Below are 24,258 nucleotides of genomic sequence, written 5' to 3'. Positions count from 1 at the left end.
GAAACGTCCGCCCCCCGCTCATTCTTCAAGCGCTATTTCTACCATTTCTACCCCGTCCCCAAATAGCAGGCGGCGTGGCTACTCGTCCTGAGGCTCCTCGTCGGAGCTTGGCTCGGACGCCGGCTCAGGTGCAGGTGCCGGCTCAGGCTCGGGCGCCGGTTCAGACTCAGATGCCGTCTCAGGCTCGGGCGCCGGTTCAGACTCGGGCGCCGGCTCAGGCTCGGTCGCGGGAGCGGGTGCAGGTGCCGGCGAAGCATCCGGAGCACTGTAACCCGAGGGAGCGGACTTCTTCTCGAAGGGCAACACAAAAGTCAGGACGTCGTCCTTATCCTCATCGGCCCACTCGCTTGCATAACGTGCAACCCAATAGCCAACGGCACGGTGCTTGAGCATCTTGCCAAAGACCGTAAGAAATACGGTGACAAAAGCGACCAGCACCAGGAACAGCACGAGCGTGACGCCACCGCCGGTAACAATTGCCTCAATACCCGTAGGACGATAGTAGTAGCTATACATACCGACAGAGGCAATGGCGCCAAAGACGACCGTCAAGATCCATGTGACAACGTTGGCGACCAGGCCCGTCAAAAACTCGGGAAGGAACGAAGCACAGAACAGCTTGGTCTTGTTGTGCTTAAACGCCGCCCAGACCTTATCGAGCGAAAACGCGCTCTCGACGCGACCGGTCACCGCAAAGTGCATCACGGCGATGTCGGCGAACATCTTAAAGAAGACACCCAGAATCGCCGAGGCAATTAGCGCCAGGACAAGCAGGCCGAGCGAACCGAACAGCGCAGCCTCGAGTGCATAAGAGCCGTAATAAGAATACGAGCCCGCGGCGCCAATTACCACGCCCTCCACCAGCGAAAGCACTACACCGATCACGGGAATGGCAGCGATAACCTCGAGTACGACCGAGATAACGCTCGAAAAGACTCCGAGGCCAAACGACGTGGAACGCATGAGTGGACGATCCATGCCGTCATCGATCTTAAGCGACAGATCGCGACCCCACTCGATGCCAAAGCCGGAACCGCACACGCTCGCAATGCAAGCTGCCAAAAAGCCGATGGCAGCCGCAATGCCGCCAATAACGGGAATAAACAACACGAGCACCGACACAACGCAAATCAGTGCAGGCAAAAACGCGATTTGGCATACACGCTGAAGCACACCCGGAGTCTTGGTCATATCTTGGAACGCCTGAGCCACACAGCCCTTTGGCGCATTCGCCACGGGCGGTTGCGGAACAAACTGCTGGGGCTGAGGCTGTCCCTGGGGAGCGGGGCCAGCGGCACCGGCATTAGGAGCACCACACACGCCGCAGAACTTGTCGTTATCGCCCATAGGAGCGCCACACTGCGAACAGAACATCGAAATCATCCCTTCGTATCTAGAGCGAATCACCTGGATCGCAAACGATGTCTTTGGCATCATTATCACCCAAGGTGAGGACAAATACTCTTAGATGACGTATTTGCAACGCGCGAGGCGCTTTTCGATTGTTTGATGAGTGTGCCCGCGCTAGTTCGTGCCGCGGAAACCCTTGCCGACGATCTCGGAGCTGTCGACGATCGTGATAAAGGCGCCCGGATCGACTTCGCGCGCATAGCGGCGCAGCTGCACGGCCTCGCGACGGCTTAGCACGCTCATGATCACCGTCACGCACTTGCCCGAGAAGGCACCGTAGCCGCGACTGACGGTCGCTGTGCGGTTGAGATGCTTGACGATAAACTCCTCGACCTTAAGGGGTTCGGAGCAAATGACCGTGCAGACCTTACGAAGATGGATGCTCTCGATGGCTTTGTCGACCACGAGTGTCTTGGCAAACAGGCCAAGCACGCAATACAGACCGACACGCGGGCCATACAAAAAGGCCGCGATGGCCACGATGCCGATATCGACCAACAGCAGTGCGCGACCAATCTCGAGCGTGGTGCGGCGTTTGAGGATCATAGCGAGAATGTCCGTGCCGCCCGTCGAGGCGCCGATGTCAAAGACAATAGCGCTGCCGAGCGCCGGCAGAATCACGGCAAAGCACAGGTCGAGCCACATATCGCCCGTCATCGAGACGTCAGTCGGGATAAAGAGCTCAAAAAGCGAAACATAGGCGGACAGCGCAAACGAGGCGAAGACGCTCCACAGGATTGCCTTGCGCTCCAAAAAGATAAAGCCCAAAACGACGAGAACCGCGTTGATAATCCACATAAAGACGCCGACGGGCAGGGTCGGGAACAGCGTGGACAGAATGACCGACACGCCCGAGGTGCCGCCAAAAGCAAAGTGATTAGGGGTTTTAAACGCAACGATGGCGAAGGCCGTAAGAATCAGGCCCAGATTGAGCTCGAAAAAAAAGCGCGGGAAGCCCGGCTCCTGGCTGCGCTTTTGACCGGCACGCTCGCCGCGCTCGATATCGGTGCGATCGACCACGCGCTCCATCGGCACTACGGGAGGACGATGTACCTCCTCGGCAGCACGCGATGCCGCCTCTGCCGCGGCGGCCTCAATTGCCCATGCCTTGCTTTCTGTCTCGTGCTCGTCGGCCATTACGGCAACTCCTCGTTAACAATTTGGAAACAATGCGCTCATTAGGGTAACGCGGAACGTGGGGATTGCAACCCTTAGTTAGACGAGCGGTATGACTATATCGGGAGCGTACAGAAACGGCCGGCCACGCTTTTGCTTGCGCGGTCGGCCGTTTAACGTTTTCGCAGATAAAACCTGCCAAAACAAACCTGTCCCTTTTTGGAAGGTTATTCGTGCTGGCTGGTGCGGTGCTCGTACTCCTCAGGGGTGATGACGTCCTCGATGCGCAGGTTGACGCCCGCCACCTCAAGGCCGGTCATCGCGGCAAGGCGCTCAGTGACGCGTGCCTTGACATCGTCGAAGATCGCGGGCGCATAGGCGCCGTACTCGATAATGACGGAGATGTTGACGACCACGCGATTGTCATCGGTGACCTCGACCGTCACGCCCTTGGTCAGATTCTCGGCACCAAACTGCTCCTGCACAAAGTGCATGAGGTTACCCTTCATGCCCAGGACGTGCGGAACCTCGCGGGTGGCCATGGCAACGATCTTCTCGATCACACCGTTGGAATAGGTCAGCGAGTCCTCGGACTCGTCTGTTTCCTCATCATCCTCGTCCGCGTCATCGGCGGACTCGGCCTCGACGAGCGCCTCATCCTCGAGCGTTACGTCCTCGGCCTCGGCGGTGACGGTCTCGTCTGCCCCGAGCTCGGTATCGGCCACATCGACCTTCGTATTAAAAGCCATGGTTCCTCCTTATGCCTGCCGCGGATGCGACAGTCGAATACATATTAGCGGCCGCTAAACAGACGGCCGAAAAAGTTGACGATCCCGTTCTCGCCGTCGCGAATTTGGCCAATTACAGCGCCGATTAGCACGAAGAATGCAATGACGAGCGTGTCCCACAGGCCGAGCGTGAGCACCAACACGGCGAGGATAAAGCCAGCGACGGCACCGAGCGTGGTGTTGGGATGACGCACAGCATAGCTCCAGATGGCAGCGCCCGTACCCTTGATGAGACCCATAGCCTCGTCAAAATCCGCGGCTGCCGCATCTTGCAACTCGGTTGCCTCTGCTTTGGAATCAACAGGTTCACTCGCCGGTGTGGCGCTCTGGTCGATCGTCAGGCGCGGCGTGCGGGCGGGCTTGTCTTGGTTGGTATCACTCACCGGAAACCTCCACGGTCTGGACGGTAGTCTTGGACGGCAAAAAACGGACGCGCGCGGTCGTGCCCGGCGTGCCGAGCATGGTGTCGCAGGCCTTCTCGATGCGCTGCTGCATCGAGGTGGCAAGGAAGGCGACGTCCTTATCATCGAGCGCGATGGCCTCGACCTTAAAACGAACGCGGGACTCGTCGGAGCCTTGAACGCGCGCCTCGATATGCTCAACCATCACACGATCATCGCACTCCGCCGCAGCACGGGCGCACGAGGAAAGCGCTGCGAGCGTGACCTCGATATTGCGCTCCCCCGCCGGATGCACGCAGGACGGCTCGCGACGCGCGAACATCAGGCGGAAAAAACCGATGAGCACGCCAAGTGCCACGATGGCGGCACACACCGTAACGACGACGCGAGGCATGGTGTCACGCAACAGCAGCATAAAGCGATACGTATACGGTCCCCAGAACTGGCAGACAAGCGTGCCCAGCGCCACGATGGCGGTGGCAAGATACACGATCGCTAGGGCTCGTTTGAGTACGCGCACGCGCGCTCCCTTCAGGTTTCGGTCCACAGAATGCAAAACGATTCGCATCATTATAAAAGAGCCGGGTCCGGTGCTGTACGCACGCGGATCCGGCTCATCTATTCCACGAGGCTTGCATGCTCGTTTCATTATGCCCAGATATGCACGGCTTAACCCGTGCAGGCGCTACTCCTCCTCGAGGGCAGCGATGACCTCGTCGGTCATATCCATGGTGCTGTAAACATCCTGGACGTCGTCGAGCTCCTCGAGACGGTCGATGAGGCGCTGGACCTTCTTGGCGTCGGTACCGGAGACCTCGGTCGGGGTGGTCGGAACCATAGTGGTCTCGGAGCCCTTGACCTGAATGCCCTGCTCCTCGAGCGCCTTGGAAACAGCCATGACGTCGTTGGCGGCGGTCCAGACAATCCACTCCTCGCCGGCGTCCTCGTAGTCCTCGCCACCGGCCTCGGCGATAGCCATCATGAACTCATCCTCGTCACCGGCAGCACCGTTGGCGATCATGGTCTCCTTCTTGGCGTTCTCGTCCAGGATCTCCTTGGCGACGACGATCTGGCCCTTACGCTCAAACTGGAAGGCGACGGAGCCAGAGGTGCCCAGGTTGCCGCCAGCGTGGGAGAAGGCGGAACGGACATCGGCGGCGGTACGGTTGCGGTTGTCGGTCAGGCAGTCAACGTAAACGGCAACGCCGGCGGGACCATAGCCCTCGTACACGATGTTCTCGTAGACGGCGGCGTCGGCACCCGAACCAAAGGCCTTGTCGATAGCGGACTTGATCTTGTCCTTAGGCATGGACTGAGCCTTGGCCTTGGCAACAGCAGCGGCGAGGCTGGCGTTGTTCTCAGGCAGCGGGTCGCCGCCGAGACGGGCAGCAACGGTGATGTTGCGGCTCAGCTTGGAGAAGAGGGCGGAACGCTTGGCGTCCTGCGCGCCCTTACGATGCTTGGTTGTGGCCCACTTAGAGTGTCCGGACATACGTGTCTCCTATCGGTTTCGACCTAAAGCCCAGCGCAGATGCTCGGGCAATATAAACAAACGTCGTTATGATATACCTACTGGCCTGCGAGATAAACCCCAAAATGAAGGCGTCGTGATGATACAGCCCCTTGGTGCAAAGCAACCTGCCCCCTTTGCACCAAATTAGGACCAGAGGAGGTCGCTGCGGGTGATGGTGGCGCCGATGGCAAAGGGCATGCAGGCGATAACCGGGTACAGGTAGCGCATGTAGGTCGAGCCGTTGCAGGGACCGATCAGGCACACGGCGAGCACGCCCAGCAGCGGCACCCAAATGGCCAGCCCGCGCCACGAATGACGACGTAGCAGATAGACCACCACGGCGATCATGATCCACACATAGGTGGCCGAGCTCATGGCGAGCGAGATAAACGGGATGCGTTGTACTGCCACGCGGTACAGGTTGATCAGGTGGTCGCACCAGCGCACAACCTTGCTATCGACCGGATGGAAGTCAAAGTACTTGAGGTTATCGGGCTTCGCCATGATCTCGGCACTGCGCGCCGTGCTGTAGACCCACGCATCGCGGGCACTCGGATAAAAGTAGCCGTAGTAGTTATTGATGAGCGCCGAGATATAGCACTCGGGATCCTTTTTGGACATCTGAGCCCACACCTCAAAATAGGCCTTGATGTCCTCCTGCGAGGCGTACTCGTTAAAGCAATTTTTGACGGCGTCCGACTTATCCGGGTTATAACGGCGGCCCAGATTCTCGTACTTGAGCACACGGTCGATCACGGCACGCTCTTCGTCGGTCACCAAGCCGTCGCAAGGAGCCTCCACGATGGTGCCGTCCTCCTTAACCGTGGGGTTGACGCCCGAGTTGAGGCCGTCGTGCTTTTGGACGAAACGAGCCGTCTGCTGGAACGGAATCGAGAGGATTTCGCGCTTGGAACCAGGCGTGATGTCGTGCTCCGGCATAAAGACCTTGGTGAAGTACATATTAGAGGCAAGGCAGAGTGCAAGCACCGCAAGAACTCCCACCCAGCGGAAACGCGGGATGGCGCCCGAAGGCGCAGCACCAGCCTGCTTGGCTGCACGACGAGCCACATGCGCATCCCATGCGCAAAACGCCGCCGCGATTACGCATGCCGCCAGGGGAAACACCAGGCCGCCGTTGCGCAGAAACGTGGAACCCATGGCGCCCAGAGCGAGCAGCAGCCAATCATGACGCGCAAAGAGCACGGGCCTCTGTTCGCCCGCACGCTCGGCATTGGCATCGCGACGGGGCAGGCCGCATGCCACGAGCTTCACGGTCTGCACCAACAGCACCAAAAACGCGTCGGCAAACAGCACATCTTTGGTAAGCAGGGCCGCGTAGTTGGAGAACATGGGCATAAACACAAAGAACAGCAAGATTACGCCGCGGACCGGCAGGCTCACGTCCAGCTTGCGCAGCGACGAGATGGAATAGGCCATGCAGGCGGCCGTAATGACGAACTGAGCGCAGGTGTAGATGGCAAGACCTGCGTTGGCGCTGTTAAACAGTGAAAGCCCCAACTGGACGCACGAACCGATGATAGCCGTATGCACCACGGGGTGATGTCCGTTGAGCAACACATTGGGATTGAGCAGACGCAAGTAGTCACTCGTGCCGTTGGGGTAGTTGAACCACTGGCGAATCTGCGCACCCGTATCTCCCATAAAAAGGCCGGGCAGCGAAGCGATGAGCGTGGGCGCCCAGGCGATCATAAGCACCAGGAAGGGCCCGGCAAAGGGATGGACCGAGAGCACGGCGTGAGCCACACGCCATACGCGGCCAAAGTGCGCTTCGGAAAACGGTATGCGCCGAGAGCTCAGCCAATCTAGACACTCAAAGGTAAGGTAGAGGGCAACGACCGCCAAGAGCATCCAGCCCACACCGCCTATCCAGGCGCAGATGATGCGGGCCTTGTCGCCGAGCACGATCTCGGCCGAATCGGTGAGGTCGTAGCTGCGGCCAAACACCATGCAGACGGCAAAGAACAGCGACGGAAGGATCACCGAGGGACGCCAAGCGTCGCCGCGGCCAAAGAATACGTAGCGAAACGGCAGCGTGAGCAGGCAGGCAAGCGCAAGCAGCATGACCGCGTCGGTATGGCCGGCAAACGAGAGGAGCACCTCGTAGCACACGTACAGCATGCCCGAGGCTTTGGGGTCAATCGCCAAGACCGCGTTGCTCGACACCGGGGCGGGATCGATGGAAAACGCCGTGGTCGCCAACAGCGCGAGCAAAAATGCAATGAGCGTCTGCTTGGCGGGGTAGCGCTTAAACCAGACGATGCGGGCAGCGTCGCGCGCAGCCGTTGTGGAGAGGTCGGAATCCTTCACAGTCCGAAAGCCTTTCTAGAAACCTATCAAACTCGGCAAGACCACCACAAAGGTGCCTGTCCCCTTTGTGGTGGCCTTGGTTAGGCGTCGAGGTAGATGCGCTGGGGGCGATTGCGGTGTCGGGCGAAGATGATGAGCGCCAGACCGGCGATCACGAGCGGCAAACTCAGCAGCTGGCCCATGGTGATGACGCCGCCCAACAGATAACCCAGCTGGGCATCGGGCACGCGCACGAACTCAACGAGAAAGCGGACGATGCCGTACCCCATCACGAACACGCCCATAAACGTACCCTGGGGCAGTAGCGGCTTTTTGCGGCTGAGCACCTGCAAAATACAGAAGAGTACGACGCCCTCAAGAAACGCCTCGTAGAGCTGGGAGGGATGGCGCGGCATATCGCCCGCAGTGCCGCCAAAGACCACGCCCCAGGGCAGATCGGTCGGCTTACCCCACAGCTCGCCGTTGACGAAATTGGCGCAACGTCCCAGGCACAGCGCCAGCGGAGCACCGATCACAGCAAGGTCGGCGATGGTCCAGGCGTCGAGCTTATACATGCGGCATACAATGATGCCGCCCAAGATGCCGCCCACCAGGCCACCGTGGAAGCTCATGCCGCCCTCGTTGGTGGCAAAGATCTCGAGCGGGTGGGCCAAATAGTAGCCATCACCGTAAAAGACGACGTAAAACAGGCGCGCGCCGATAATAAGGCCAAAGACCGCACCGACCACGACGCTCGTCAGGTCATCGATCGTGATGTCGAAGCCCCAACGACGCTGCGTGCGGTACATAACGACCGCCGTGAGCAGGGCGCCGACCACATAGGCCAGACCGTACCAGTAGATCGTGATGGGACCCGCCGAGATCGCAACGGGGTCAAGCATATGGTAGAGGTCGTTGAGCATATCGATCCCCCTGCTCCCTACATACAAATGCGCCCGCGGGCCTTGCGCTCGCAGCCGCATATTTGGACGTAACGTCTATGCGGAGCGTACCGTCCGCAGCTTTCGCATCTTAGAACGGCGCGTACTCGTCGTACAGGTCCTCGGCCTCGCCGGAAGCATTGACCTGCTCGACGCGGGTAACGCCGGGCACGTGCTCCTTCAGGATGCGCTCGATACCCATGGAAAGGGTCAGCGAGCTCATGGGACAGCCGGCGCAAGCGCCCTGCAGTTCCAGCTTAACGACGCCCTCGTCGTCGACGCCCACATACTCCATATCGCCGCCGTCGGCCTGCAGGTTGGGGCGAATCTCTTCAAGAACCTTCTTAAGCAGCTCTTCGTTAACAGCCACAGGGGCTCCTTTCTCACAATAACGCGGGCACGCCCGCGGACAGAAGCTATGTTACTACAGCCATGTACCCGCTCACGAGCCGTCCATGCGCGCAGACGCGACTTTCACGAGTAGTCAATTTGGGACGGGGCTCTTTGAGCTGCGTTCGTCGCCAGATAGCGACAACGCATATTACTGCTGAGCTTGTCCCCCGGTACCAATCTGGACATCGACGATGACCTGGCGGTAGCTGATGCCGCAGGAGTCGAGAATGCGGCGGCTGATACGGCCGTCATCGGTGTCGGCATACTTATTGTCCAGGTAGACGACCTCGCCCACACCCACCTGTGCCAGGATCTTGGCGCAGTCGTGGCACGGGAACAGCGTGACGTAGACCGTGGAACCCTCAAGGTCTTTGAGCGAGCCGCGATAGTTGAGCACGGCGTTGGCCTCGGCATGGACTACGTAGTTATGCTTGTCCTGCAGCGGGTCATCGCTCGTGCCCCACGGGAAAAAGTCGTCGTTGAGCGCCGAGGGCGTACCGTTGTAGCCCACCGAAAGGATGCGGTGGTTGGTGCTGGCGATGCACGCGCCCACCTGCGTGTTGGGGTCCTTACTGCGGCGCTGCGCGGCGATGGCCACGCTCATAAAGAACTCATCCCAGCTAATAACGTCGCGGCGCTTGCCCGACGCGGTTTGATGAAGATCGTCCGACATGGCAGACACCTCCGAAATCGCAATAGTTTGACCCATTGTAGCAGGTGGAAGGTGGAGACGTTTTTGTCCCATTGCCCCCATCGCTACGCGCGGCGGGGCTTTTGGTTGATGTGGTAGAGCTCGGCGAGGCCCCGCAGCGTCAGCGCATCGTCGACCGTCAGGCTATGGCCGACCAGCGCCGCAAGCGCCTCGGCATCGTCGCCGGTAATGACGATGGGCACATCGCCCTCCCCCGCGGCCTTGGTCGCACGCATCTCGGCGAGCACCATGTCGAGCATGCCGTCGATGCGTGCCACCTCGCCCAGAACCACGCCCGAGCGCATGGCCTCACGCGTGTTACGGCCGATGACGTGTGTCGGCGCCGAGGGCTCAACTTGAGGCAGGCGCGCCGCAGCGGCCGAGAGCGAACGGGCGCCGAGCGCCAGCCCCGGCGCGATAACGCCGCCGACAAAGGTGCCGTGTGCGTCGATGACCTCGATATTGGTCGTCGTGCCCAGGTCGATCACAATGCACGGCGAGCCGTAGACGGCGCGGGCAGCCACGGCGTCGGCGATGCGGTCGGGACCGATCTCGGCCGGATCATCGTAGTGCACGGGCATGCCGGTCTTAAGTCCCGGCCCCACCGTGAGCACGCGCCCCGTGCAGGTACGGGAAAGTGCCGCCTTCCACGGGCGCTCGAGCGCCGGCACCACGCAACTCAGCACTGCGGCTGCGGGAACGAGCGCGCCCGGCATGCCTGCATCGGCTGCCAGTGCGCCCATAACCTGCACAAGTCGCATGCGCGCTTCGTCGGCCGTGATGCTCGACGGCGTCGTGATCTCGCACGTCGCAAGCGGGCATTCCTGCGCCGCGGCCGAATCCTCGGCAAACAGGCCAAAGCGAATGAACGTGTTGCCCACGTCGACCGTCAATATGTATGCGCACCCATTAAGCATCGTCGGCGCTCCTTTCGTCTGCCCAGCAGTATATCGCCTACCTAAACCAGTCATCCCAAAATGACTAGCTTGCGGCTATACTGGTGCGCGGTCGTTTGCGAGCTCACGCGGCGGCCCTTGGTAACCCGACTTCCCGCGCCGTATCCGTAACGGCGCTCCCGGGGGAAGCGGATATACGCAAAGGAGTTTTATATGAGCAATCCCTCGAACCGCGCTTCGATGCGCGGGCAACTCACGCTGCGCGGCGTCGTCATCGGCGTCCTTGGCTGCGTGATCATCACGGCAAGCTCGGCCTACACCGCCCTCAAGATGGGCGCCCTCCCCTGGCCGATCATTTTCGCTGCCGTCATTTCGCTGTTCTTCCTGAAGCTCATGGGCAACGCCAGCCTCAACGAGGCCAACGTCACCCACACCATCATGTCCGCAGGCGCCATGGTCGCTGGCGGTCTGGCGTTTACCATCCCGGGCGCCTGGATGCTGGGCTATGCCGACCAGATCAGTTGGCTCGACATGTTTATCGTGGCACTCGCCGGCACTATCCTAGGCCTGCTGGCCACGGCACTCATCCACCGTCACTTTATCGTGGACGCCGCGCTTGAGTTCCCCACCGGCAACGCCGCAGCTCAGACCCTGCGCGCGACCGAGGCCGGCGGCAAGACCGGCAAGCAGCTCTTTGGCTCCATGGCCATCGCCGGCATCTACAGCGTGCTGCGCGACGCTCTGGGCATTGTGCCCAGCATGCTGTGCACGCTCAATATCCCCGGCGTGACCTTTGCCATCTACAACTCGCCCATGTTGCTGTCCATCGGCTTTTTGGTGGGCTTCGCCCCCGTCGCGTTCTGGTTTGCCGGCGCGCTGCTGGGCAATTTTGGCATCATCGTCGGCGGCACCGCTGCCGGTCTGTTTGACGTTATGACCGCACAGGGCATCGTCAAGTCCCTGGGTATGGGCCTCATGATGGGCTTTGGCGTCGCCGTCGTCCTCAAGGACATCCTTCCGCAGGTCGCCGGTATCGTCCGCGGCCTCGCCGCCGACAGCTCCACCGACACCGACGAGCAGTCGCTCATCTCGGGCTCCCTTAAACTCGACGCCGGTATCATCGGCCTGGGCGCTGCCGCCATCGCCGTGATCATCGCCATCGTGCTCGACCTTGGCCCCGTTCCGGCCGTCATCGTCACGCTGTTCACCTTTGTCACCACCATCATGAGCGCGCAGAGCTGCGGCCAGACGGGCATCGACCCCATGGAGATCTTCGGCCTCATCGTCATGCTCATCGTTGCCGCCTTCGCGCAGCTCGCTCAGGTCAAGCTGTTCTTTATCGCCGGCATCGTGGCCGTGGCGTGCGGCCTTGCGGGCGACGTCATGAACGACTTTAAGGCCGGCGCCGTGCTGGGCACCAACCCGCGCGCGCAGTGGGTCGGCCAGGCCATTGGCGGCATCGTGGGCGCCCTGGTCGCCGCCGCCGTCATGGTCGCGCTCGTCACCGCCTATGGTCCGGACGCCTTTGGCCCCGACAAGAGTTTTGTGGCCGCACAGGCAAGCGTGGTCGCCACCATGGTCTCGGGCATCCCGAGCGTGCCGTGGTTTGCGGGCGGCTTTATCGCCGGCATCGTCATGTACTGGCTCGGCATTCCGGCCATGATGATCGGCCTGGGCGTGTACCTGCCGTTCTACATGTCGCTCACGGCCTTCCTGGGCTCCTGCGTCAAGCTCGCCTACGACAAGTGGGCAGCCCACCGCGATGCCAACGCCGGTCTTTCGGACGAGGAGAAGACCGCCAAGGATGCCGCCTTCCAGGAGCAGGGCCTGGTTGTCGCCAGCGGCCTGCTCGGTGGCGAGTCCATCGTCGGCGTTATCCTGGCGTTTGTCTCCGTCGGTCTGAGTCTGCTGGGATAAGCTGAGCAGCTGCTCGACAGCAACCATATTGCCTACGATTTGCCCGGTCGGTAGCTTTCGCGGCTACCGACCGGGCTTTTTGATACCAACGCAAAGAAAGGCCGACGTGCTGCGTATGACAGCGCGCCGGCCTTATCGTTTGGGTATCGAGACGGTCCCGCTATGAATTGAAGTTCACTGCAGAGCCGACGCCCGAATCACTACATGTGCTTGCGACGACGATCGCCCAGCGTCACGCCCGCGGCCACGAGCGTAATACCGCCGATAACGAAGACCTCGCCCGCAAGCGCGGAGGTATCACCGGTCTGGGCGAGCGCAGCGTCCGCAGCCTTCTTCTTGGCGACAGGAGCCTTTGCAGCAGCCTGCGCAACCTGAGCCTTGGCCTGCGGCTCAGCCTTGGGATGATACTTGTCGTACTCGGTCTGCGCGGCAGCCAGGGCATCCTTGGCATCGCCAAGCTCGGCAAGCGCGGCGGCATAGGCGTCGTTGGCATCGGACAGCTTGGCATCGGCATCGCTCAGAGCAGCCTTGAGACCAGCGGCGGCATCGACGGCAGCCTTATAGCGAGCGTAAGCAGCGTTCAGCTTGACCAGCTTCTCGTTGCCCGTCGTGCCCACGGCAAGGGATGCCTTGTGGTCGACAGCCTCAAGATCGGCCTTGAGTGCCTCATCGCTGGCAAGCTCGGCCTTGGCCTTGACGATCTCGAAGTTCGCATCGACGACGGCTTCGTTGGCGGCCTCGAGCTGCTTCTGGGCATCGGCGACACCGGCGACGGCGGCGTCATAGGCGACCTTGGCGTCGTCGACCGCTTTCTGGGCTCCAGCGAAGCGCTCGAAGGCCTTGTTCGCGGTGGCAAGCTCGTCCTCGGCGGCCTTGGCCTTCGCCTGTGCGTCGGACAGGGTCTGCGTCTTGGCGGCAACTGCCTGCTTGGCGCCCGAAAGAGCGGTCGCGGCGTGCACATCTGCGGCCTGAGCCTTGTCAACGCCAGCCTGGGCAGTGTCGTCGGCCTTCTTGGCATCGTCAAGCGTGCCCTGCTTGTTCGCAAGATCCGTCTTGGCGGCATCGCACTTGGCGGCAAGGTCCTTGACCGAAGCGGTAGCGTTGTCATACGCCTCTTTGGCCTGATCGGACTTTACCTTGGCAGCATCGCGGGCGCTGCGAGCCTTCGCCTTTTGAGCAGCGGCATCGGTTGCCTTTGCCTTGCCGTCAGCAAGCGTGACGTTTGCCTTATCGAGAGCTGCCTGGGCAGTAGCGGCCTCGCCCTTGGCGGCGTTGAGCTTGGTCTTGGGCGTCTTGACGTCGATACCCTTGAGTTTGGCTTCGGCGGCGGTGTAGGCGGACTTGGCGGCAGCAGTAGCGGACTGAGCCTTCTCGTACTCGCCCTTGGCGGTGTTCATGTTCACATCGGCTGCGGTGAAAGCGTCCTGGGCGGCATCCTGCCCGTTTACAGCTGCGAAGTAAGCTTCCCTAGTAGTTCCAAAGTTCTTCTGCGCCTCGGCGAGCTTGCCCTGAAGCTCCTTGAGTTGCGCCTTCTGCGCCTGCGTGCCGCCAGCGTTATAGGCGGAATCGATGTAGTCGTTCAGGAGCTTCTTGAACTCGGAGACAGTGAAATCAGCCTCACTGTCAAAAGAGCTGTAATCGAAGATTGTTACCTCGGAATCGGTGTTCTTACCGCTACCGGTCGCGATGCCGATAGCCTTCGTGCCGGCATCGATGATGTTGAGATAGTGCCCGCACTCATGGTAGATGCTGCTGTAGTGCTGGTAGATATAGTAGGAATCATATCGATGGTTTCCAAGGTCACTATTCTTCTCGACGTACTTATCGAATGCCTCTTTTTCCTGAGTGTAGAGACCGGTATATGGCCAGCCAAGCGTATCCTCGGTCTCGCCGCCGGTATATGCGCCGCCGCCGCCGGCAAGATTTTCTCCATTGTCCCAGTAGCAGCCCGAGTGCCCCCAGATGTTCGATGAATATGATACATTAAGGGCGGCTGCCGCAGTCATGCGGAGGCTGACGCTGAGCGCCGACTGACCGTTCGCCTTGCGGAGGTTGTTCTGGGTGTCGAGATATGTCAAGGCGTTGCGCATCTGCTCCAGGGAGAGCGGGTTGGTGTCGCGAGACATGTCATGATCGACGTACTGGTCATACCATTCGGCCTTGTCAGCGGCACCGGTCAGCATCGATACGGCTTCCTGGGCGTTCTTTTTCTGTGTGGCTGTGAACTGGCTGCCGCCGATGATGTAATTCATGAAGCCGAATATGCCCTGGCTGATGACTTCCTGGTCAACGGTCATGTTCGACTTGAGGTCGGCAATCTGCTGCTCAAGAGCCTCAACCTGGGCATTAGCAGCATCATAAGCCTTTTCCGCGGCGGCTACTTCAGCACGGGCTTGATCGAACTCGTCGCGCTTCTGCTGGCGAACCTCGACGAGTCGGTCGTACTCCGCCTTCTTGTCGGCCTCGGTCTGCTGAGCCTGCTCGTATGCCGTCTTCGCAGCGTCACGCTTACTGGCCGCGTCCTTGTACTCCTTGTTTGCAGCATCGTATGCAGACTGGGCAGATGTCACGGCAGCGTTGGCGGCGTTGGCCTTCTCCTGCGCGGCGGTGACGGTAGTCTGCGCAGCCTGCAGGTTCGCCTGTGCGGTGGCGTCTGCAGTCGTCGCGGCTTCGAGCGCGTCCTGCGCGGTCTTGAGCTCACCGGCAGCAGCGATCTTGGCGGCCTCAAGCGCGCTCAGGTCAACACCCGTACCCGAGACGGCAGCATCGAGCGCGGCCTGCGCCTGGTTGAACTTCTGCTGGGCGTTATCGCGCGCGGTGGTTGCGACTGCGAGAGCAGCGGCAGTCTCCTGCTTCTTGGCCTGGGCAGTCGTCAAAGCTGCCTCGGTATTCTGCTTTTCCTGCTGGGCGCTGGCCTCGGCAGCCTTGGCCTGGTCCAGATTGTCCTGTGCAGTAGTAACGGCCTTATTGGCGTCATCGAGCTTTGCCTGCGCGTCCTCGACGGCCTTCTTGGCGGCCTCGTACTCGTCCATACCCATGGCCTCGAGCTTGGCCTGGGCATCATCGAGGGCCTTCTTGGCCTCATCCTGCTTTGCCTTGGCGTCCTTGAGCGCCTGGGTCTTATCCTCGACACTCTTGTTGGCCTGTTCGAGCTGATCGTTCAGGTCGCCCAGCTTCTTCTGCTGCTGCTCGGTCTTTTCGACGGCCGCTTTAAGCTCGTCAATCTTCTCCTGAAGCGCGGCTACCTCGGCCTCGTTCTGCTCGGCGGCGTTATCGGTCACGGCCTGCGAGGCCTGATTCTTTTGCTGCTGCGCCTGCTTTTGAGACTGGCCCGCCGCGTCGGCCTTCTTCTGGGCGGCATCGTAGGCGGCCTGAGCGTCCTTGAGCTGCTTTGCCGACTCCTCGGCCAGCTGGGCAGCCGTCTTTACGACCGCTTGGTCACCGGCGGCAACGGTGTTCTCTACAGAACTACCCCCCCTGAACAGAATCGCCGTTATCGGTTGACGGTGCGGCGATTGCCGCCAGCGGCGACATGAGCGGCTGAGCGATGAGGCCCGCCGTCAAAACGGTTGCGACGGCGCGGTTAGCAACGCCCTTGACGTTGACGGCCTTGGCCCGAGGCTCAAAGTGTTGTGGACTGTAGTTTGCCATGGCTTTCTCCCTTTGACACGGATGTATCCATACGTATCAAACGGTAGCTGTCGATTTTTGAATTCTGTTGCGCAACATTGACGACCAGCGTATTTTTTGAAATTCACGCTCTCGTGCTTCACAGTTTCGTCACATTTGAAGGAGCTGGTGCATCATATTCTCGCGGGATGGAATTGAGCCTGTGATTTGCATTTGCTCCCGCGTCATTCGCCCTATCGGATTCCGCATCCAACAGACACCCCGCCCGCCACGGTGTAGAGTTAGGACAACGGGCGCGTTGCGCGGACCGCGCTGGAACGAGGTGGACATGGAACTCGACAAACAACAGATCAAGCGACTACGCGAACGCCATCACCGGCGCCACGGCATCCGCCCTGCCCATAGTAAGGCTGCCGAGCAGACTGGTCGCTTTTTAAAGCGCGCGTTCAACATTCGCGAGGGACGCGCGCCCTATCACGTGATCCGCAAGCGTTTTGTAAACGGGGCGCGTCTGACTGGCTCTCACCTGTGTATCCTCATCATCGCCATGCTCATCGCAAGCATCGGCCTCGATATCGATTCGGACATCGCCATCGTGGGCGCCATGCTCATCTGCCCGCTTATGGGATCGGTCCTTGCCATGGCATACGGCATCGCCACGCTCGACCGCGAGATTACCGTCGAAGCCGTCGCCAGCCTTGCGCTGCAGATGGCCTTTTGCCTGGTCACGTCCACGTTGTACTTTAAGCTCTCGCCCCTTGGCACCACCACAGCTGCCATCATCGACAATTCGACGCCGACTGTGTGGGACCTTGCCGTCGCGCTCGCGGGCGGCTTTGCGGGTGGCCTGGGCAACTCGCGCGACCAGGAACCCGCCACGCTCATCGCCGGCGTGGCCGTGGCGACCGCGCTCATGCCGCCCCTGTGCGCGGCGGGCTATGGCATCGCCATCGCAAGCGGGTCGCTGTTTCTCTCGGCACTCTACGAGTTTGGCATCAACGTGGTCTTTATCGCACTGGCTGCCGAAGCCGTGCTGCTTCTTCTGCGCGTGCCGCTCAAGCGCGACCTGAACGGCGACGGTATTGTGACCGCTGAGGAAGACACCGAGGTCGACGAGCTGTCACGCAAAGTGCGCCGCCGCATCATTGTGGGAACGGCCATCTTTGCCATCCCCTGCATCGTTATGACGGCGGGGTCCATTGGCTCGGCGCAGACCGGCGTGCAGGACGGCTACGGTGTCACCGAAACTACGCGCGAACTTGCCGCGGTGCTGCCGGGCTTTAAGGATTACACCGTCGCCGTCGAGACCTCAGCTGCCGAGGGCGAGGAAGAGGGCATCGTCGAGCGCGAGATTGTCGCCCATGTGACGACAGGCGAGACGCTTGGGGCACACGACCGTCACGTCGCCCGGAAGCTCATCGACCTCAACGTGCCCGAACTCGATCGCGTTGAGTTCGATGTGAAGTGATGCGGGACGCGAGGCGGGCCCGGCGCGAGCGCGCGCAGCCACGGGGCACAGACGCAGCCAAGCGCAGCGCTACAGCTCGTACTTGTACACGCGGTAGATGTATTTCTCGGCTTCCATCTCGTAGGTGGCGATGGGCAGTCCATAGCGATCGTACTCGGCAAAAGTCTTGGCCATGCCCGATGCCACGAGCATGCTATTCGAATCGCCGACGCGCTGCGCACTGCTCGCATAGCCCGAGAACGGCACGGCGATCTGGTCCACAAGCTCGTAGGTGCGCACGGTCTCGTCCACCGTAAAGATGCGCCCAAACGAATGCGTTCCCTTGCTGTAGTCGGTCACCACCGCGGCGCCCAGCTGGCCCCAGTCGAACTTGGGATAGCGCTCGGTCGCACCAAAGTTGTTGTCGTATAGCAGCACCTGGTAGCGACCAGTCGCTGCCGTGTCAGAACTCGGCAGATACGTCACGCTGTGCTGGCCTGCATTGAGCGAGAAATCGCCCTGGGCCTGCAATAACTTGTCTTCAAAGCCCGAGCCAGCCCATTGCCACTCCTTTCTATTTCTGGGTCCATCTTCTCACTGCTGGCGGCCGAAAATGATCCGTTTTCCTCCGACCCCGAGGGATCGTTCTTAGTACTTGAAGAAGCCCTCGCCCGAGCTTTCGCCCAGCTTGCCTTCGTCGAGCATTTTCTTGAGAACGGAGGCCATGGCCTTAAAGTTGTAGGGCATCATCATCTTCTTGAGCAGCGGGCTCACCAGACCCGGGACCTTCTGATACTGCATAACAATGTTGTAGGCCGTCTGGATGCCCACCGTGTCGAACACGCGGAACGGACCTTTGGGCGCGCCAGTGCCGCGCGTCCATGCGAGGTCGATGCTCTTGGGGTCGCTGATGCCCGAGACATACAGGTCGAGGCCCGAAAGCAGCCACGGCACCAACATGGAGTTGAGCAGGTAGCCGTTCTTTTCCTTGTTGACGGGAAGCGCCAGCATGCGAATGTCGTTGGCAAAGTCGACGAGCTCGTCAAAATAGCGCTTGTCGGTTTGGCTCTGGGCCATGACCTCGGTCATGTTGTTCTTCCAGATGGAGTTGGCAAAGTGCAGCGACAGGTACTTCTCGGGACGGCCGGTGTACTTGGCAAAGGTACTTGGCAGCAGCGTGGAAGAGTTGGTGACGATGACGGTCTTTTGTGGGAGAACCGGGGCAAGCTTCTTGTAGAAGTCGATCTTTGCCTGGGTGTCCTCGGCCATAGACTCGATGACCAGGTCAGCGTCGGCCACTGCCTTGGCAAGATCGAGCTCCAGCTTGAGTGTGGAGTAGGCACGCTCGACGGCGGCGAGTGCCACCTCTTTGTCGAAGGGCTTGCCGCTATCGGCGATACCGGCACACCACTCGCCCGTGCCGTCCGCCATGCCTTCGATAGCAGCGATGTACTCCTTGCGCACGTGATCAATCTTGGGTTGGGTGCGGCCGATGCTGCCCTCGCTGCGCAGCCAGATCGTCACATCAAAGCCGCAGTAGGCAGCCTGAAAGGCAATCTGGCTTCCCAACACGCCGCCGCCAGCAACGCAAACGGTCTTGTAGCTCATGGAACGGTCCTCTCTTGCGTAATTCCATAGATGTGTATTTATTCAACCGTAAGAGGGCTGCACGTCGGGCATGGGTTCTATAAACGGACGGTATTTCGCGGCGAACGGCTACATTTGTTCATTAACTCTCGATTTTGAGGCCATTTTTTGGCGCTGCTGAACCGCTGTTTTCGGAAGTGCGGGGAAAAATCGGGTTTCGCCGACCAGATCGGCTTTTTTGACAACAAAACCGCAGGTCGCGGGAGTCTAAAAAGGCGGTGTGCTCGGGAGGTTCGCGTTTTTCACCGCACTTCTGAAATACGAGCCCACGGAAGGCTGCAGCGAGATCATTTGCGCAACATATGTCCAGCAAAAACGGGTGGTAGCCGGTACGACTACCACCCGTTTGTCTTATATCCGGCTCGAAGTAGGCCAACTACTTCTTAATACCGCGCCCCAGACGCTTGGCGGCCGATGCAACGGCCTCCTCACTGGCCGGTCCACAGCTCACGCAGCCATCATGGGCACGCATCTGGCCGGTGACCTCGTCCATCGCGAGCGGCGCCACCTTCTCGAGCTTAAAGCCTTTACCGGCGCGCATGTTTTCCTTGGCCACGCTAATCATGAGCTTAATGCGGTTGAGCTGGTTGACCTCGGATGCACCGGGGTCGTAGTCCACCGCGACGATGTTGCTCTCGGGATGTTGGCGGCGCAGCTCCTTGATCACGGCCTTGCCCACCACGTGGTTGGGCAGGCACGCGAAGGGCTGCGTGCAGATGATGTTTGGTGCGCCATGATCAATCAGATCGAGCATCTCGGCCGTGAGCAGCCAGCCTTCGCCCATGTTGTTGCACACCGAAAGCACCGTGCGGGCCTTGTCGGCCATGGTGCCGATGCGCTCGGGTGCCTCGAAGCGGCGGGACTTTTCGAGCATCTCCTCCACCGGCGTACGCATCCAGTCCACGAGCTTGATGAGCGCCTGCATACCAGCGCGCGTAGTGGCAGAGCTTCCCAGCTCGTCCTTCTGCAGCTCGGCGTTGCTCATGGAGTACAGGAAGAAGTCGAGCAGGCCCGGCACCACGGCCTCACAGCCCTCGCGCTCGATAACGTCGACCACGTGGTTGTTGGCCGTGGGATGGAACTTGACCAGGATCTCGCCGACCACGCCTACGCGCGGCTTGGTGCCCTCGCCCGCAAGCGGCATGGTGTCGAACGCGCGGATGGCCTCGCGGCACAGCTTGGTGTAGTTGTGGCGGTTGAACTTGGGCGCCAGTTTGCGGGCGCGCGCCATGTACTCCTCGTAGAGCGCGTTGGCGGCGCCGGGCGTGGCCTCGTACGGGCGGCAGCGGTAGAGCATCTGCATCATCACGTCGCCAAAGAGCACCGCGTAGACCGCCTGCTTGAGCAGCGCCGGCGTAATCTTAAAGCCAGGGTTGTCCTCGCCGAGCGCCACGGCCGAAAGCGAGATCACCGGGATCTCGGGGTGGCCGCTCTCGCGCAGGGCCTTGCGAATGAGCGCGATGTAGTTGGTGGCACGGCAGCCACCGCCGGTCTGGCTGATAACCACGGCCGTCTTAGACAGGTCGTACCGACCGCTCTCGATGGCCTCCATGATCTGGCCCGTCACCAGGATCGACGGATAGCAGATGTCATTGTTCACATAGCGCAGACCGGCCTCGACGGCATCGTGATCAGTCGAGGGCAGCAGCTCCAGGTTGTAGCCGGCACCACGGAACACCTCTTTGACCAGATCAAAGTGGATCGGCGCCATCTGCGGGCACAGGATGGTGTAGCCCTCGTCGCGCATCTGCTCGGTGAAGGGTACCTTGGGCCACGCGGTCGACGCGCTCTCACGCTGGGCCTCAAACGTGTACTTGCGGCTCGCGAACGCGGGGGCATCCGTGGAGGGCGCCACCGGCGCGGCGTCACCCTGCTCGTAGGCCTCGCCCGCGGCCGTGGCCTCGGCCAAGCGCTCGGCCTCCTGGTCCTTGAGCGCTGCCATGAGCGAGCGGATGCGGATGCGCGCGGCGCCCAGGTTGGACACCTCGTCGATCTTGAGCACGGTGTAGATCTTGCCGCTGGCCTCCAGAATCTCCTGCACCTGGTCGGTGGTCAGAGCGTCCAGGCCGCAGCCGAAAGAGTTGAGCTGGATCAGGTCTAGGTCGTTGCGCATCGTCACAAAACGGGCGACGGCATACAGGCGGCTGTGGTACATCCACTGGTCGACGACGCGAATCGGACGCTCGGGCTTTACCAGATGCGCGAGCGAATCCTCGGTAAAGACCGCAAAGCCAAAGCTCGAGATAAGCTCAGGCAGGGCGTGGTTGATCTCGGGGTCATTGTGGTAAGGACGGCCGGCGAGCACAATGCCGTGGCCGCCGTGGTCCTCGACCCACTTAAGGGCCTCCTCGCCCATGGTCTGGATATCCTCGTGGAAGCGCGCATCGGCCTCAAAGGCAGCGTTGACGGCGGCATCGACCTCGGAGCGCGTGATCTTGGGTCCGCGCACGCGACCGCGACCGGCTTGCGCATCGGCCACACGGTCGACGGCGAGCACCTGGTACAGACGGCGCTTGAGCTCGGTCTTGTCGTGATAGGGCACAAACGGATACAGGAACTCGATGTTCTGCTCGCGGATCTCGTCGATGTTGAGCGCCAGCGCCGTGGGGTAGCTCATGACGATGGGGCAGTTATAGCAGTTACCGGCAGTCGGGTCCTCCTTGCGCTCCCAGCGCACGCACGGCATCCAGATAAAGTCGACGTCGCGGTCGATAAGGTTCATCACATGGCCGTGGCTCATCTTTGCCGGGTAGCACACGCTCTCGGACGGCATGGACTCGATGCCCGCCTGGTAGGTCTTCTTGCTCGACTGGTCGGACAGCTGCACGCTAAAGCCCAGGCGCGTAAAGAACGCGTGCCAGAAGGGGTAGTTCTCGTACATGTTGAGTGCGCGCGGGATGCCGACGGTGCCGCGCGGGGCCTCGTCGGGGCTCAGCACCTCACGGTTAAAGAGCAGCTCGTTTTTCTTTTTGAAGAGGTTGGGGGCCTCGGTCTTCTGCTTTTTGTGGCCGGCGCCCTTCTCGCAGCGGTTGCCGGTAATGAAGCGCCTGCCACCGCCAAAGTCGTTGACGGTAAGCTGGCAGTTGTTGGAGCAACGGCCGCAGCGGACATGCTTTTGCGTCACGGTGAGGTGCGCGATGTCCTCAGCCGAAAGAATGGTCGAGGTGCCGTCGGCGCCGGCGCGATCGCGGGCGAGCAGGGCCGCACCGTAGGCGCCCATGCAGCCGGCGATGTCGGGACGCACGGCATGAACGCCGGTGAGCTGCTCAAACGCGCGCAGCGTGGCATCGGACATAAAGGTGCCGCCCTGGACGATTACCTGGCTGCCGATCTCCTTGGGATCGCGCAGCTTAATGACCTTGAACAGGGCATTCTTGATGACGGAATAGGACAGACCTGCCGCGATATCGCCCACCGTGGCGCCTTCCTTTTGCGCCTGCTTGACGCGCGAGTTCATAAAGACCGTGCAGCGACTTCCCAGGTCGACCGGGGCTTTGGCATGGATGGCGGCGTTGGCGAACGCGCGCACGTCCATGTTCATAGAGACGGCGAAGCTCTCGATAAAGCTACCGCAACCCGACGAGCAGGCCTCGTTGAGCATGATGTGCTCGATGACGCCGTCCTTGACGCGCAGGCACTTCATGTCCTGGCCGCCAATGTCCAGAATGAACTCGACGCCGGGCAGGAACGCCTTGGCGCCGCGCAGGTGCGCGACGGTCTCGATCTCGCCGGAATCGGCCTTGAGGGCCTCGATGAGCAGCGCCTCGCCGTAGCCCGTGGTGGTCACGTGGCCTATGGTGCAGCCGGCGGGGATGTGGTTGTAGAAATCGGCCATGATGACCTTGGCCGTGCCCAGGATGTCGCCGTTGTTGTTGCCGTACCAGGTGTGCAACAGCTGGCCGTCCTCGCCCACAAGCGCAGCCTTCATGGTGGTGGAACCGGCGTCGATGCCGATGAACACGCGGCCGGTGTAGCCTTCGAGTTTGCCCTTGGGGACGACTTCCTGGTCGTGGCGGGTCTTGAACTCGGCAAAGTCCTCGTCGGTGGCAAAGAGCGGATCCAGGCGCTCGACCTCGGCACCCTGTGTGTCACCCAGGGCATCGATGGCCTCGATGAGCTGCGGGAACGTGCTGAGCTTGTTGGACTCGTGCGCCATGGCGGCGCCGCTCGCCACAAACAGGTGGGCGTTTTGGGGCACAATGCGGTGCTCCTCGTCCAGGTTGAGCGTGAGGTAGAAGCGGTGGCGCAGCTCGGAGAGGTACTGCAGCGGGCCGCCCAGGAAGGCAACGTTGCCGCGGATGGGACGGCCACACGCCAGGCCCGAAATGGTCTGGGTCACGACAGCCTGGAAGATGGAGGCGGCCACGTCCTCGGGGCGGGCGCCCTCGTTGAGCAGCGGCTGCACGTCGGTCTTGGCAAAAACGCCGCAGCGGCTGGCGATGGGATAGATGGTGGTGGCGTTGGCCGCGAGCTCGTTGAGGCCGCTGGCGTCGGTGTGGAGCAGGGTTGCCATCTGGTCGATGAACGCACCCGTGCCGCCGGCGCAGGTGCCGTTCATGCGCTGCTCGATGCCGTTATCGAAGTAGATGATCTTGGCGTCCTCGCCGCCCAGCTCGATAGCGACATCGGTGGCCGGGATGAGGGTCTCGACGGCACGCTTACTGGCGATGACCTCCTGGACAAACTCCAGGTCGAGCCACTGGGACAGCAGAAGGCCGCCCGAGCCGGTGATGGCGCAGGTCATCTGGGCCGTCGGCAGCACGGTCGCAGCGCCCTCGAACAGGTCGCGGGCGCAGGCACGGACGTCGGTGTGGTGGCGCTGGTACTTGGCGTAGACGATCTGGTTGTCGTCGTTGAGCACGGCAAGTTTAACGGTGGTGGAGCCCACGTCGATGCCCAGGTGCAGGTTGCCGCGAGCGTTCTCGGGGTTGAAGATCGCGCCTTCGGGGGCGTGGGCGGCGGCTACGGGCTCAGCGGCAGTGGCGAGCTCGCTAGCGACGGACGTCTCCCCTGCCGCGTTCTTGGCATCGGCAACTGCCTCGGCAACTTTCTCGGCAGCTGCGGTCGCGGCCTTCTGCGCGGCGTCCACCACGGCGGGCGCGGCCTCGCGTGCGGCAGCGACCATGCGGTCCTTGATGCCCTCGACGAGTTTGCTCATTGT

17 protein-coding genes and 1 pseudogene are annotated in these 24,258 nt (G+C 61.3%); 2 read left to right on the top strand and 16 right to left on the bottom strand.

The annotated features are described in order from the left end of the window. Window positions 1–78 precede the first annotated feature (78 nt). The 11 genes from AAAV44_RS07750 to AAAV44_RS07700 all read right to left on the bottom strand — a co-directional run bounded on the left by AAAV44_RS07750 (window position 79) and on the right by AAAV44_RS07700 (window position 10,477). Window positions 79–1,374 (bottom strand): zinc-ribbon domain-containing protein, encoded by a 1,296-nt coding sequence (locus tag AAAV44_RS07750; protein WP_349115256.1) that lies wholly within the window; start codon window positions 1,372–1,374, stop codon window positions 79–81. Between the two features lie 150 nt (window positions 1,375–1,524). Then, window positions 1,525–2,547: a YitT family protein gene (locus AAAV44_RS07745; protein ID WP_349115255.1), complete on the bottom strand. Its 1,023-nt coding sequence runs from the start codon at window positions 2,545–2,547 to the stop codon at window positions 1,525–1,527. 206 nt (window positions 2,548–2,753) lie between these two features. Further along, on the bottom strand, window positions 2,754–3,275 hold the full coding sequence (locus tag AAAV44_RS07740) for an Asp23/Gls24 family envelope stress response protein (RefSeq protein WP_349115254.1): 522 nt from the start codon (window positions 3,273–3,275) through the stop codon (window positions 2,754–2,756). Window positions 3,276–3,319: 44 nt separating this feature from the next. Continuing rightward, entirely contained in the window at window positions 3,320–3,697 is a 378-nt protein-coding gene (locus AAAV44_RS07735; RefSeq protein WP_055309447.1) for a DUF2273 domain-containing protein, read from the bottom strand. Continuing rightward, complete coding sequence (locus AAAV44_RS07730) at window positions 3,690–4,235, bottom strand: hypothetical protein (protein ID WP_349115253.1); 546 nt, start codon at window positions 4,233–4,235, stop codon at window positions 3,690–3,692. The genes AAAV44_RS07735 and AAAV44_RS07730 overlap by 8 nt, the downstream gene beginning before the upstream one ends. 165 nt (window positions 4,236–4,400) lie before the next feature. After that, window positions 4,401–5,207: a YebC/PmpR family DNA-binding transcriptional regulator gene (locus AAAV44_RS07725; protein WP_055309449.1), complete on the bottom strand. Its 807-nt coding sequence runs from the start codon at window positions 5,205–5,207 to the stop codon at window positions 4,401–4,403. Window positions 5,208–5,372: 165 nt separating this feature from the next. Then, entirely contained in the window at window positions 5,373–7,556 is a 2,184-nt protein-coding gene (locus AAAV44_RS07720; RefSeq protein ID WP_349115252.1) for a DUF6020 family protein, read from the bottom strand. Between the two features lie 80 nt (window positions 7,557–7,636). Beyond that, entirely contained in the window at window positions 7,637–8,458 is an 822-nt protein-coding gene (lgt, locus tag AAAV44_RS07715; RefSeq protein ID WP_346964179.1) for a prolipoprotein diacylglyceryl transferase, read from the bottom strand. Between the two features lie 109 nt (window positions 8,459–8,567). Further along, a complete protein-coding gene (locus AAAV44_RS07710; protein ID WP_035137589.1) occupies window positions 8,568–8,846 on the bottom strand; it encodes a NifU family protein in 279 nt (92 codons plus the stop codon). 171 nt (window positions 8,847–9,017) lie between these two features. Further along, the gene (locus AAAV44_RS07705) at window positions 9,018–9,542 is read right to left on the bottom strand and encodes a dCMP deaminase family protein (RefSeq protein WP_089572276.1); all 525 of its coding nucleotides are present in this window, start codon (window positions 9,540–9,542) and stop codon (window positions 9,018–9,020) included. Window positions 9,543–9,625: 83 nt separating this feature from the next. After that, entirely contained in the window at window positions 9,626–10,477 is an 852-nt protein-coding gene (locus AAAV44_RS07700) for a type III pantothenate kinase (RefSeq protein ID WP_349115251.1), read from the bottom strand. A 192-nt stretch (window positions 10,478–10,669) separates the two neighbouring features. Between AAAV44_RS07700 and AAAV44_RS07695 the strand changes: the two genes are divergently transcribed. Next, the gene (locus AAAV44_RS07695; protein WP_349115250.1) at window positions 10,670–12,373 is read left to right on the top strand and encodes an OPT/YSL family transporter; all 1,704 of its coding nucleotides are present in this window, start codon (window positions 10,670–10,672) and stop codon (window positions 12,371–12,373) included. Between the two features lie 200 nt (window positions 12,374–12,573). Here AAAV44_RS07695 and AAAV44_RS07690 read toward each other — a convergent pair whose 3' ends face one another. Beyond that, window positions 12,574–15,654 carry a CAP domain-containing protein gene (locus AAAV44_RS07690; protein ID WP_349115249.1) on the bottom strand — a complete coding sequence of 1,027 codons (3,081 nt, stop codon included), beginning with the start codon at window positions 15,652–15,654 and terminating at the stop codon, window positions 12,574–12,576. Window positions 15,655–15,841: 187 nt separating this feature from the next. Continuing rightward, window positions 15,842–16,024 carry a hypothetical protein gene (locus AAAV44_RS07685; protein WP_316364962.1) on the bottom strand — a complete coding sequence of 61 codons (183 nt, stop codon included), beginning with the start codon at window positions 16,022–16,024 and terminating at the stop codon, window positions 15,842–15,844. 307 nt (window positions 16,025–16,331) lie between these two features. On the opposite strand from AAAV44_RS07685, the gene AAAV44_RS07680 reads away from it, so the two are divergent. Then, complete coding sequence (locus AAAV44_RS07680; protein WP_349115248.1) at window positions 16,332–17,471, top strand: DUF389 domain-containing protein; 1,140 nt, start codon at window positions 16,332–16,334, stop codon at window positions 17,469–17,471. A 69-nt stretch (window positions 17,472–17,540) separates the two neighbouring features. Here AAAV44_RS07680 and AAAV44_RS07675 read toward each other — a convergent pair. The 3 genes and pseudogenes from AAAV44_RS07675 to AAAV44_RS07665 all read right to left on the bottom strand — a co-directional run. Continuing rightward, window positions 17,541–18,002 (bottom strand): annotated as a pseudogene (locus AAAV44_RS07675) (aryl-sulfate sulfotransferase); the annotation flags it as partial. Between the two features lie 96 nt (window positions 18,003–18,098). Next, the gene (locus tag AAAV44_RS07670) at window positions 18,099–19,058 is read right to left on the bottom strand and encodes a 3-hydroxyacyl-CoA dehydrogenase (protein ID WP_349115247.1); all 960 of its coding nucleotides are present in this window, start codon (window positions 19,056–19,058) and stop codon (window positions 18,099–18,101) included. A gap of 415 nt (window positions 19,059–19,473) precedes the next feature. Further along, the gene (locus AAAV44_RS07665; protein ID WP_349115246.1) at window positions 19,474–24,255 is read right to left on the bottom strand and encodes an acyl-CoA dehydratase activase-related protein; all 4,782 of its coding nucleotides are present in this window, start codon (window positions 24,253–24,255) and stop codon (window positions 19,474–19,476) included. Window positions 24,256–24,258 lie beyond the last annotated feature (3 nt).

It is taken from the genome of Collinsella sp. CLA-AP-H1 (assembly GCF_040092945.1).
In the GTDB taxonomy this organism is placed as follows: domain Bacteria; phylum Actinomycetota; class Coriobacteriia; order Coriobacteriales; family Coriobacteriaceae; genus Collinsella.
The sequence above is the reverse complement of the archived record's forward strand: the minus strand, read 5'-3'. Positions and strand labels throughout refer to the sequence as shown.